Source organism: Pseudomonas abyssi (assembly GCF_003444685.1).
Taxonomy (GTDB): Bacteria; Pseudomonadota; Gammaproteobacteria; order Pseudomonadales; family Pseudomonadaceae; genus Halopseudomonas; species Halopseudomonas abyssi.
The window spans coordinates 1,716,026-1,728,125 of the sequence record NZ_LMAZ01000001.1; the positions used below are offsets into that span (position 1 = coordinate 1,716,026).

General features: G+C 62.0%; 11 protein-coding genes. 8 read left to right on the plus strand and 3 right to left on the minus strand.

Going from position 1 to position 12,100, the window contains the following annotated elements; all coding sequences use genetic code 11:
• The gene (locus ASB58_RS07955) at positions 1-918 is read right to left on the minus strand and encodes a GGDEF domain-containing protein (protein ID WP_118130035.1); all 918 of its coding nucleotides are present in this window, start codon (positions 916-918) and stop codon (positions 1-3) included.
• A 317-nt stretch (positions 919-1,235) separates the two neighbouring features.
• Between ASB58_RS07955 and ASB58_RS07960 the strand changes: the two genes are divergently transcribed.
• The 7 genes from ASB58_RS07960 to ASB58_RS07990 all read left to right on the plus strand — a co-directional run bounded on the left by ASB58_RS07960 (position 1,236) and on the right by ASB58_RS07990 (position 9,964).
• A complete protein-coding gene (locus ASB58_RS07960) occupies positions 1,236-3,746 on the plus strand; it encodes a TonB-dependent receptor (RefSeq protein WP_118129936.1) in 2,511 nt (836 codons plus the stop codon).
• Positions 3,747-3,802: 56 nt separating this feature from the next.
• Positions 3,803-5,725, plus strand: coding sequence for a phytase (locus tag ASB58_RS07965; protein ID WP_118129937.1), 1,923 nt, complete (start codon positions 3,803-3,805; stop codon positions 5,723-5,725).
• 56 nt (positions 5,726-5,781) lie between these two features.
• The gene (gene tolQ / locus ASB58_RS07970) at positions 5,782-6,459 is read left to right on the plus strand and encodes a protein TolQ (RefSeq protein ID WP_096006029.1); all 678 of its coding nucleotides are present in this window, start codon (positions 5,782-5,784) and stop codon (positions 6,457-6,459) included.
• 12 nt (positions 6,460-6,471) lie between these two features.
• A complete protein-coding gene (tolR, locus tag ASB58_RS07975; protein ID WP_118130036.1) occupies positions 6,472-6,912 on the plus strand; it encodes a protein TolR in 441 nt (146 codons plus the stop codon).
• Entirely contained in the window at positions 6,909-7,706 is a 798-nt protein-coding gene (locus ASB58_RS07980) for an energy transducer TonB (protein WP_118129938.1), read from the plus strand. Before tolR ends, ASB58_RS07980 begins: the two co-directional genes overlap by 4 nt.
• Before the next feature lie 7 nt (positions 7,707-7,713).
• The gene (locus ASB58_RS07985; RefSeq protein WP_118129939.1) at positions 7,714-9,678 is read left to right on the plus strand and encodes a PhoX family protein; all 1,965 of its coding nucleotides are present in this window, start codon (positions 7,714-7,716) and stop codon (positions 9,676-9,678) included.
• Between the two features lie 127 nt (positions 9,679-9,805).
• Positions 9,806-9,964, plus strand: a complete 159-nt coding sequence (locus ASB58_RS07990; protein ID WP_083725226.1) for a YqaE/Pmp3 family membrane protein — start codon at positions 9,806-9,808, stop codon at positions 9,962-9,964.
• On the opposite strand, the gene ASB58_RS07995 is transcribed toward ASB58_RS07990, so the two are convergent.
• The gene (locus tag ASB58_RS07995) at positions 9,899-11,149 is read right to left on the minus strand and encodes an ABC transporter substrate-binding protein (protein ID WP_118129940.1); all 1,251 of its coding nucleotides are present in this window, start codon (positions 11,147-11,149) and stop codon (positions 9,899-9,901) included. The two genes, ASB58_RS07990 and ASB58_RS07995, sit on opposite strands and share 66 nt — an antisense overlap.
• Positions 11,150-11,307: 158 nt before the next feature.
• On the opposite strand from ASB58_RS07995, the gene ASB58_RS08000 reads away from it, so the two are divergent.
• Positions 11,308-11,730 (plus strand): DUF411 domain-containing protein, encoded by a 423-nt coding sequence (locus ASB58_RS08000; protein WP_096006033.1) that lies wholly within the window; start codon positions 11,308-11,310, stop codon positions 11,728-11,730.
• A 13-nt stretch (positions 11,731-11,743) separates the two neighbouring features.
• On the opposite strand, the gene ASB58_RS08005 is transcribed toward ASB58_RS08000, so the two are convergent.
• A complete protein-coding gene (locus ASB58_RS08005; RefSeq protein WP_090475081.1) occupies positions 11,744-12,097 on the minus strand; it encodes a YkvA family protein in 354 nt (117 codons plus the stop codon).
• Between the last annotated feature and the right edge of the window lie 3 nt (positions 12,098-12,100).

Here is a 12,100-nt window from a genome sequence, read left to right on the forward strand (position 1 = left end):
TCAGGCCCGCTTGCGCTGCAACGTCTGCTTGGCGTGCGCCAAGGCCAGATTAGAGCGTTTCAGCAACGACTCCGCGTCATCGTGGCGTGCCATCAAGGCTACGGCTGTCGCCGTCAGCACAATACGCTCGCCCTGTACGCTGCTCTTGCAGGCCAGGTGCGCGATGGATTGGCTCAGCTCCTGCGCGAGCACCTGCGCCTGCGCTTCCAGGGTATTGGGCAGCAGTACGGCAAAGCGGTCACCCGCCAGACGGCAAAGCAAGTCATGTCGACGCAGATTGAGCAGCATCTGCTGACACACCAGTTGCAGCACCCGGTCCCCTTCCTGGTGGCCGTAGCGCGCGTTGATCTGGTTGAAGTCGTCCAGATCGACAATCACCAGCGACAGCGGCTGCTGACTTTCCTCGGCCTGAGGCAGGGCAACGGCGAGCTGGCTGCGTAAATAGCCCGCTCCAGCCAAAGGCGTGACCTTGTCAAACTGCCGGTGTTCGCGAAAATGCCGTTCACGGTTGATCATTTGGGCATTGATGGCCAGTTGCTCACGGTGCCAATGGTAGATACCGACGGTCAGCAAGATGAAGCCGATCGGCATGGGCGCGGATTCCAACCAGTGATCCCAGGTCCAGGCTTCCGGCAGCGCAACAAACTCATCCAGCGTGTCCATCCACAAAGACAGGAATAGGCAGGACAGGCCGACAAACAGCAGGTTGGTCACCCGCCCCGAAGGTCTCCCCTTGAGCATCAGCGCGAGCCACAGCAGCACCAGCAACGCCGACCCACCCTCCCCGGCAATATCTGTCCAGTCCCAGATGGATGCCGGCTTAAGGTCTCCAAGGCTGAGATACAGCAGTAACCCGGCGTTGGCGACCAGCAGCAGCCCGGCCCATTTCAGCCGGTGCAGAAAAAACATTGAGTTCATCAGCATCTCTCGCAAGCACAGGGGCGCCAGCTGACCAAACCAAGATGACGCTTGTATTGCAGCACAGCGGGTCAAATTGGCTCATGCCAGTGCGCGCCTGAGCATCATTTTTCTGCAGCAAGCGGCCAGAAGCCCCGGAACAGAGGCGCCAGGTAGCCTAAAACCGGGTCAAATCAGCTCATTTTCGCCGCTTATTGCGGTCTATCGCCGGCAAATCAGGCCACCCTGGCCAACACTGTCACAGAAACGCCATCTGCCCTGCCTAAGTTCCCCTCCCCAACGGGACACGAAACCCATTTCGCCAGGAGAGGAACCCCATGTCTGCCCGCCATTCACGTTTGCACGCAGGCTTTCGCATCAGCACGCTAGCCCTTGCCATCGCCGGCAGTAGTGCCAGCTGGGCGCAAGCCACCACCGAGGTCATGACCATCATCGGCCAAGCCGCCCAGATGGAACAGGCGCTCGAAGAACAGCGCCTGTCCAACAACACCGAGAGCGTGGTGCACGCCGACGCCATCGGCCGGCTACCCGACGACAACGCCGCCGAAGCGCTGCAGCGTGTCCCCGGCATTTCAGTAGAGCGCGATCAGGGTGAAGGGCGCTTTGTTCGTGTTCGCGGTCTGGGCGCCGACCTGAACAGCGTGACCATCAACGGCACCCTGGTGCCTGCGCCAGAAAGCGACCGCCGTGCGGTCGCCATGGACGTTCTGCCCAGCGAGCTGATCCAATCGCTGTCAGTGGTCAAGACCCTCACCCCCGACATGGACGCCAACTCGCTCGGAGGCACCATTGAGGTCGAAAGCCTATCGGGCTTTGACCACGATGAACTGTTCTACAGCCTATCCACTGAAGCCAGCTACGACGACAACACCGGCGACACCAGCCCCGAGGTTTCCGGTGCCTTCAGCAACCGCTTCAGCGTCGGTGACGGCGTCGACAACCTGGCCATTGCCGCCGCCCTGAGCTGGGAGGACCGCAGCTTCGGCTCCGACAATGTGGAAACCGGTGGCGCCTGGGACTTTGACGACCCGGCCGGCGCGCGCCTCGAGGAGCTCGAAGAACGTCGCTACGACATCAATCGCGAGCGCGCGGGTGTCGGTTTCAACGTCGACTACCGCCCCGACGAAGACACCGAGCTGTATGTGCGCACGCTGTATAGCCGCTTCAAGGACAGCGAAACCCGCCAGGCCAACATCATCGAATTTGCCGATCCGCAGCTGCCCGGTGAGCGCGGCGATGCCGAAGGCAGCCGGGAGATCAAGGACCGCGAGGAAACCCAGGAGATCAAGAGCCTGGTACTCGGCGGCGAGCGGCAGCTGGGTGTCTGGAAGGTCGCCGCCCAGTATGGCTACAGCCAGGCCGAAGAAGACAGCCCGCTGCACACGCCGGGCGCCGTGTTCGAGGGCAACGACGACTTTCTCAACGCTGGCTACAACGACAGCAAGCAACCCAATGTGAGTGTCGATAACGCCTTCTACGATCCAGCCAATTTCACCCTGGCCGAAATCGAACGGGAAAAAGGGCTGACCACCGATACGGAACAGAACATCCGGCTTGACCTGACCCGCGACTGGTTCATGGCTGACCTGCCCTCGCAGCTGCAGTTTGGTGCCAAGTTCAGCACCCGCGAAAAGGACAATAACCTTGATGTCTGGGCCTACGAGGACTTTGACGCCTACGGGTTCACCGACGACCAGCTCAGCCTTGCGCAATTTGTCAGCGGCACCACCCGTCTTGGCCCGAAGATCTCCGCCAGCGCGCTGGAGCGTCTGCTCAGCGGTCTCAATCCGGCCGATTTCTATGATGATGAAGAGTCGCGCATCAACGATTTCACCATCCAGGAGAACATCAACGCCGCCTACCTGATGAACACCGTCGACATTGACGACCTGCGCATCATTGCCGGCCTGCGCTACGAAGGCACGCGCCTGGAGACCGAGGGTACCGGCCTGAATGAGGGCGTATTCGAAAGCGTTGACACCCGCAACAGCTATCACCACTGGCTGCCCGGCCTGCATGCCATCTACCAGCTTGGCGCCAACAGCCAGCTGCGTGCCAGCTGGACCAACAGCGTGGTGCGCCCCACCTTCGGCCAGCTGTTCCCGGGCTTTGTCATTGACGGCAATGAGGCCGAGTTCGGCAACCCCAACCTGAAGCCGCTGGAGTCGAGCAACCTGGACTTGGGTATCGAGCATTACATGGGCCGCGCCGGCGCCGTCTCGGCCTTTATTTTCTATAAGGACATTGAGAACTTCGTCTACGACGCTGACCTGGCAGGCACCGGCGAGTACGCCACCTATGACGAGGCGATGACCTACGTCAACGGTGACAGCGCCACGGTCTACGGTCTTGAGCTGGCCTATGCACAAAAATTCAGCTGGCTGCCGAGCCCCTGGAACGGTCTGCTGGTCAACGCCAATACGACCCTGAGCCGATCCGACGCCGACATCGAACAGTTCAATCCGGATACCGGACGCATGCAGTCGCGCAGCATCGACCTGCCGGGCCAGTCGGATCTGACCGGCAACCTGACCCTCGGCTGGGAGAACGACCGGCTAAGTCTGCGCGTCTCCGCCAACTACAAATCCGATTACCTGGACGAAGTGGGCGATGTGCTGGACAAGCGCTACGACTACCGCGTCGACGACCAGCTGTTCGTCGACCTCTCGGCCAGCTACTTCCTGACCGAGCATCTGCAAGTCTTCATGGCCGCCCAGAACATCACCGACGAGAGCTACTACGTCTACACCGGCGACCGCAAATACAACGCCCAGTACGAAGAGTACGGCCCAACCTACAAGGTCGGCCTGACCCTCACCCACTTCTGAGCGACTGCGGCGGGCCGCCAAACCCGCCGCTACCCGATAGATCAACGAGAATTCCCATGCGTCCAGTAACATCCATTATCGCGGTCGTTGGCAGCACACTGCTGCTGGCTGCCTGCACCGAGCAAGACAGCGGCGAGCGCCCGCAACCGCAGGCAGCAACGACTGCCGCGCCTAGCGAACTGGCCCTGCAGGTCCGCAGCGCCAGCGGCATCAGCGCGCAGCACCTGATCGCTGGCGACCTGGCCGGCAGCCTGGTCATCAACAGCCAGGGCATCCAGCGGCTCGACAGCAATGACAGCCCGGTGGCCGCCGCCCTGCCCGGCTACTACGACACGCTCGCCGTAGCGCAAGACGCTGCAGGCCTGATCGCCGCCAGCCACGATCTGCAGCGGGATCAACCCGTCATTCTGCGCTGGAACGCCGCTGGCGCCGCGTCCGCGCCTGAATACCTGCCGAGCACTGGCTATCCGTTGGAGGATCTGTGCTTTTATCAGGATCAGAGTGACCATCGCTACCTGTTCCTGATCGGCGAAGAAGGCCTGGGGCAGCAATGGTTGATTGGCGAACAGGGCGGCCCCTCGCGCCTGGTACGCAACCTCCACCTGCCGGTAGGCGCCAAGTCCTGTGCGGTAAACAGCGCGCTGAGCGCTTTGTTCATCAGTGAAGAAGAGGTTGGCATCTGGCAATACGCCGCCCACCCCGAAACCGACAGCACTCGCCGCATCGTTGACCTGATCCAGCCGTGGGGCGCGCTACCCGAAGGGCCGGAAGGGCTCGCAGCCAGCCCAGACGGGCTGCTTGCACTGGACACCGGCAGCAACAGCCTGCACCGCTATCGCTGGCAGCAGGAGCAGTGGCAACACGACAGCTGGCAGCTGAGCGAAGGCAGTAAGCCCGAACAGCTATCAGCACGCACGGTGAATGACACACTGCAGCTGTTGATTACGGACGACAGCGGCGTCCAGCTACTCACCGAGCTGACCGGCGTCACCCGCCTTGCCGCCCCAGCGTCACTGCCCGAGGTAGTCGCCCTGGCGCAAACGGAACCCGTGCCCCATGGCGGCGACGCCGCCGACGACCCGGCAATCTGGACGCACCCAAATATCCCTGAACTTGCCCGGGTGCTGGGTACGGACAAACGCGGTGGCCTGGGCGTATACGACCTGCAGGGGCGTGAGCTGCAATACCTGCCGGTCGGCCGCATCAACAACGTGGACCTGCGCAAGGGCTTTACCCTGGGCGAGCGGGAGATTGACCTGGCCGTGGCCTCTAATCGCGACCGCAACAGCCTGGAACTGTTCGCCATTGATCCGGCGAGTGGGCAGGTAAGCGGGTTGGGCGACCTGCCTACCGAGCTGACCGATATCTATGGTCTGTGTATGGCGCAGAGCCCGGAGGGGGCTGTCTACGTCATCCCCAACGACAAGGACGGGCGCTTTATCCAATACCGGCTCGATGGCAGCAGCGGGCTGGTCACCGCCAAGGCTGTTCGCCAGTTCAAGACTGAAACCCAGCCAGAGGGATGCGTGGCTGACGATGCGCGCCAACGCCTGTTCATTGGAGAAGAAGGCGTCGGCATCTGGACCCTTTCGGCCGCAGAAGATCAGCCCACAGAACTGACCGAAGTTGCCCGTCTCAGCAAGCTGCTGCACGACGACGTCGAGGGCATGGCCGTCTACCAGCATCAGGAGCGCCCTTACCTGGTTGTCTCCAGCCAGGGTAACGACAGTTATGTGGTGTTCGATGCCGCGCCGCCCTACACCGCTCGCGGCGCCTTCCGCATTGGCCTGAATGCGGCGGACGGCATCGATGGCGTATCGGAAACCGATGGCCTTGAAGTCAGCTCCGCCGACTTTGGCGCCGCCTGGCCCGGTGGCCTGCTGGTTGTGCAGGACGGCCGCAAGCGTCTGCCCGAAGGCAACCAGAACTACAAGCTGGTGCCCTGGCAGCCCATCGCCGAACTGCTGCAGCTGCCCTGAACCTTCCTATTCAACCGATACGACAAGACCGGCCACTCGCCGGCAGAGAGGCAACTATGAGTGCAACCGATCACAGCATCTGGAGTCTGGTGATGGAGGCCAGCCTGCTAGTCAAAGGCGTTATGTTAACGCTGCTGCTGGCATCCATCGCCACCTGGTTCCTTATCGCTCAGCGCGGCCGCCTGTTCGCACAGGCGCAGGCCGCACTCAAGCAGTTTGAAAATCAGTTCTGGTCAGGTACCGAGCTGGCTCAACTCTATCGCCTTGAAGGCAGCGCCCCCGGTGTTGAGCAGATATTTCGCGCAGGCTTCAAGGAATACACCCAGCTGAACCAACGTGGCAACGGTGAGCCTGAGGCGGTGATGCAGGGCGTACAGCGCGCCATGCGGGTAGCGATCTCCCGGGAAGAGGAGCGACTGGATCGTCATCTGCCGTTTCTTGCCACCGTCGGATCCGTCAGCCCTTATATCGGGCTGTTCGGCACCGTTTGGGGCATCATGAATTCGTTCATCGGCCTGTCCCAGGTCCAGCAGGCGACCCTGGCCACCGTTGCGCCCGGCATCGCCGAGGCACTGATCGCAACCGCCATTGGTCTGTTCGCCGCCATTCCGGCCGTTATCGCCTACAACCGCTTCAGTACCCGCAGCGAGAACCTGCTTGGGCACTACTACAACTTTGCGGACGAGTTCAGCGCCATTCTCCATCGTCGCCTGCACAGCCAGCACGCGGGGTAAGCCGTCATGGACATGCGAGCAACCAGAACCAAGCGCAAGCCAAAGGCAGAAATGAACGTGGTGCCCTACATCGACGTCATGCTGGTGCTACTGGTGATCTTTATGGTTACCGCGCCGATGATGACGCAGGGCGTGCAGATAGAGCTGCCCAAAGTGGCTGCCGAAGCGCTTGAGCCGGACAACCCCGCCTCAATCGTGACCTTGTCGGTCGACGCCGGCGGTGGCTATCACTGGAATCTTGGCGAGAACGTTGAGACCGATAACTACGAGCACAGCGCCGCGACGCTGGACGACCTGACTCACGAGCTGTCCGCTGTCACCAGCACGCAACCGGACACTCAGGTCTTTATCCGCGCCGATGCTGCCGCCGGTTACGGTTTGGTTGTAGCCGCCATGGCGGCGCTGCAGCAGGCGGGCATCAGCCAACTCGGCCTGATTACGGAAGCACCATGAGCACAGCAAGCCCTATTCTGACCGATTCAGAGCACCGCTGCAGCGTGCCCGGCGAGGAACGCAGCAGCATGGCCCTTCCGCTGCTGGCCACCGCGCTGCTGCATACGGCGATTGCGGGCATGCTGTGGCAGGGCTGGGCGCCGGCAAGTCTGCCTCCCGCAGCGCAGACGCCCAGTCTGCGTACCCAGCTCATTACCCTGCCCACACCGCAGCCTGAGCCGGTAGTCGAGCCGCCCGCGACAGCGCCGCCGCCTGAGCCGGCCCCGCCGCCACCAGTGGTCGAAGCCCCTGCCCCCGAGCCGGTAGTGGACGAAGCGGCCGTTGCCCGCCGACGGGTGGCCGAGGAGCAGCGACGGCAGCGCGAGCTGCAGGAGCAGCAAGAAGCGATAGAGCGCGAGCGCAATGAACAACAGCGAGTGGCGGAGGCGGCCGCAGCGGAACAACAGCGCCGCGATGAACTGGCGCGGCAGCAGGCCGAAGCGCGCGCCGCAACAGAGGCTGCAAAAGCCGCAGCCGCGCGGCAGTATCGACCACTCAACAAACCCGAACCTGACTACCCCCGACGCGCCCTGGCGCAGAAGCTGGAGGGAGATTGCACCGTCGAGTACGACGTCACAGCCAGTGGCCGTGTGGACAATCCGCGGCTGGTGGAAGGCGCCTGCGATAGCCCATTGTTCGCGCGCCCTTCGCTGGCTGCCGCCAAGGATTTCATCTATCAACCCCGCCTGGTCGATGGCCAGCCGGTTACCGTAGCCGGAGTGCGTAACACCTTCCGCTACCGCTTGTCACAGTGAGGCATGCATGAGTTGGCCCAACCCGGAATTTCACCGTCAGCTGGAAGCAGTCGACGACCACTCGATCAATCCAACCAGCAGCCATGGCCTGGACAGCGTCGCCCTCAGCCGGCGCACGCTGCTCAAGGGCCTGGGTGCAGCCTCATTGTCGACCCTGCTGCCATCACTGCTCAGCGCGTGCAGTACGGGCAAGAAGCCCCAAGCCACTCTGCTTGGTTTTCAATCAGTTGCAGCACAAACCTCCAGCACATTCGATTCTGTAGTCGTGCCAGCAGGTTACCAGGCCACGCCCTTCTTCAGCTGGGGCGACGCCGTCTTGCCCGGCGCGTCGGACTGGCACAGCGATGCCAGCAACAGCTGGGAAGACCAGCAAATGCAAGCGGGCGACAACCACGACGGCATGCACTACTTCCCCTTTGCCGACCAGCCCAACGAACACGGCCTGCTGGTGGTCAATCACGAATACGTCAACCCGACGCTGCATCCTGAGGGCATGCAGTTCACCGGCGGGCCTGACAATCGCCGGGAGCGGCCCGCCGAACAGGTGCACAAGGAAATAGCGGCGCATGGCCTGAGCATTATCGAAATCCGGCGCAACGCCAACGGCCAATGGCAGCGGGTTGCAGACTCACCGTTCAACCGCCGTATTACGGCATCAACGCCCATGGCCGTCAGCGGGCCGCTGGCCGCTCACCCGGCGATGCGCACCGAAAGCGACCCTACCGGACTCGAGATTCTGGGCACCATCAACAACTGTTCGATGGGCGCGACACCCTGGCAAACCTATCTGGCCTGCGAAGAGAACTTCCACAACTACTTCGTCAACCGCGACGAAGCCGATTACGACGCACGCCCTACCCATAAGCGCTACGGAATCGGCCTGGGCGGCAGCAGCCGCTACTACGCCTGGGAGGCAATCGAGCCGCGCTTCAACGCAACGCCCGACGCCAGCCGTCCCTATCAGGGGCATGTCAACGAACCCAACCGCTTTGGCTGGGTCGTCGAAGTAGATCCATTCGACCCGGATCATACGCCGCGCAAACGCACGGCCATGGGCCGCCTTGGCCGCGAGTGCGCCACCTGCGTGATCGACAACAACGGCCACATGGCCGTGTACTCCGGCGATGACGCGCGCGGTGAATACGTGTACAAATTCGTCCCGCAACAGCCCTACAGGGCTGGTGACAGCGCCCACAACCGCGACCTGCTGGACGCTGGCACACTCTACGCAGCCCAGTTTGACGCCGATGGGCGTGGACGCTGGCTGCCGCTGCACTGGGGTGAACCCGGCCTCACGCCGGAAAACGGTTTCGCGGATCAACACGCAGTTTTGCTCAACGCCCGCGGCGCTGCTGATGCCGTTGGCGCGACCCCGATGGATCGCCCCGAATGGGTCGCGTCACACCCGACGACCCGCGAGATGTACGTCAGCCTGACCAACAACACCGAGCGCGGCAAGACAGACCCGACCGACGCAGCCAACCCCCGCGAGGAGAACGTCCACGGGCAGATTCTGCGCTGGCGCGAGGACGGCGCTGACCCATGGGCAACTGAATTCGAATGGGAGCTGTTCGTCCTGGCCGGCGAGCGCCAGAAAGCGGATGGCAGTGTTACGCCCAATCGCATCGGCAACATCAACGGCGACCTGTTTTCCTCACCGGATGGCATGGCCTTTGACCCGGACGGTCGCCTGTGGATCTTGACCGACGCCGACGAAGAAGCCCCCTACACCGCCGACATTGGCTGCAACCAGATGCTCTGCGCCGACCCAATCAGCCGTGAAATACGCCGTTTTCTGGTGGGCCCGCGTGGTGCCGAGATCACCGGCATCACCTGGACTCCGGACGCCCGCGCCATGTGGGTCAACGTCCAGCACCCAGGCATCAGCTACCCGGCCAGCGACGGCAAAACACGCCCGCGCTCGACAACAGTGCTGATCACCCGAGAAGACGGTGGCGTCATCGGCAGCTGAACAATCGGCCACCAAGCGAGTCACACAAGGAAGCGCTGATCCATTTCATCCGCCCTCTGCGCGCTTTCAGGCCTGAGGGCATGCGGAACCAATCAACGCTTTCTTCAACTACAAAAGGAAATGACACATGGACCTGATTCGCATCCTGATCGCGATTTTGCTGCCGCCCCTCGGCGTATTTCTGCAAGTCGGTTTTGGCGGCGCCTTCTGGCTGAATATCCTACTGACGCTGCTCGGCTACATTCCCGGCATCGTGCACGCCGTTTGGATCATCGCCAAGCGTTGACCTGCGTGCGGTTGAGCGCAGTGTCGCGGCTCGCGCAGCGCTCAACCAGTTGCCGATCGAGAAGTCGTACCCCTTCAGCGCCGGGTTGCATACCTTGCTGAAACGGCAGTAGTCCACCTCGGGGTGCCCTGCGGCCAGGTAGCCCAGATAATCCTGTGCCATCTCCTGATCAAACAGCGCAAACATGCTCTTGCTCATCTCCAGACCGTCCGACTCGGCAAAATCGACACCATTGTGGTAGTCGTACAGCACCACCAGCGCCCAGGCCGCAGCCAGGTGGTGACCACCCACCATGGCATGCAATTCGCCATTGAGCAGCGCCCGCGTGGCCCTTTCGGTCATGTTGATCGTCGATAGCAAAACGTCCTGCCCCGGCACCCGGCCGCTGGCGCGTACCCCATCGCTGGCGCCAAAGGCCATCAGATCGCTGCCGGTCCAGATCAGGCGGGTGTGTGGATAACGGTCAAGCAAAATAGGGGTTTGATAGCGGGCCAGCTCCTGCTGCCAATCGCCATATACGTTCTGCCGCAACCGCACACGGGGGAAACGGCTGACGGCATGCACCATTCCTCGTGTGCGCCGTTGCGAGCTGTCGGTCCCTCGGTCACCGGAGATCGCCACCAGCTCGAGTACGTCATCTTCTGTCCCTGGCCAGCGCGCTTGAGCCTCCTTGATCAGAGCACGCGCACTGAGGAACCCGGCCTCTTCAGCGTCAGGCACCAGGCTGCCAAGCCAGTACTGAAAGCGCTGACGCGGGTACCCCAGCAAGTCACGCTCTTTAGGTTGCACACCGTTGTAGGCGGTAAAAATGGGAATGCCCGCGCCCTCAGCCAGTTCCAGCTGGCCCGGCAACACCTGTTTATCAGCAGTAACCAGCAGGTAGTCAGGCCGTTGCTCGACTGGGCGCTCTGCCACGTCACGCAGCAGACTCAGTTGGGCCAGGTGATCACGTTCAGCGTGCAGCAGCTCCAGCTCAATGCCCAACGAGGCGGCGGCGTGCTGCAGCCCCTCATCGGCATCGCGCCAGAAAGGCTCGTCCAACTTGCCTGGGCTGACAAACACCACATGCATTGCCCAGGAGGGCTGGGCCAGGATCACGCCCAGCAAGAGGATCGCCGAGGTAAACAGGCAACGAGGGCGCCCGTGCGGGCACGCGACGAAATAGGACGGAAAAGAAAGGGTCATGCAGTATTAACACACAATTTGAACTGGCAGCCGGCGTGACACAGGTCACTCGACGAACTAGCCTAGGCGACCGCATAAGATACCAGAAGTGGCCACCCTCTGGGGAATCATCGGTTGATACCCTGGCGCTGCGGTGCCACGCCCCTAAGGAGCCTTGAATGATGAAAACCCTGCTCGCCGGCGGCTTGCTTTTGATCGGTGGTCTAGCCCAGGCCGCCAGCATCGACGTCTACCGTGACCCCAATTGCAGCTGCTGCCACGCCTGGATCGAACACCTGGAAGCAAACGGGTTTGAGGTCACGGACCACGTCACCCAACAGGTTGTGCCACTCAAGCAACAGCTGGGCATCACGCCAGATCTGCGCTCGTGCCACACTGCCGTGTATAAAGACATGTTTATTGAAGGACATGTGCCAGCCAGCGATATTCTGGCCCTGGATGCCGCAGAGAATGTGCGCGGCCTTGCGGTTCCCGGCATGCCGATAGGCTCACCCGGCATGGAAATGGGCGATCGGCGGGACAACTACGACGTGATTGCGGTAGGCAGCGACGGGCAGCGGCGGGTGTTCAACCGCCACTGACCCAAGTGATAGCTCAACGACCTTCGAACACTTCCTCGATGTGCGGGCCGAACCAGCTTTCGGCTCGCTCACGCGCCTGGATCTGCACATCGCGGTCAATATACATGGCGACCATGGCCAGCGCAGATGCAAACACCCCCAGGTCATCGGTAAACCCGACCAGCGGCGTGAAATCCGGAATCGCATCCAGAGGAGCAATAAAGTACGCCAGCACACTGACAATCACTGCCTTCGCCCACGTAGGAGTCTCGGGGCGCCGCGCCGCGTAATACAGGCAAAGGGCCTTCTCCACGACTTCACGGCCTGCCAGGCGGGCATGATTGGACAATTTTTGCCAGAACTCTCGATCAGTAAAAGTCGATTTCATGAT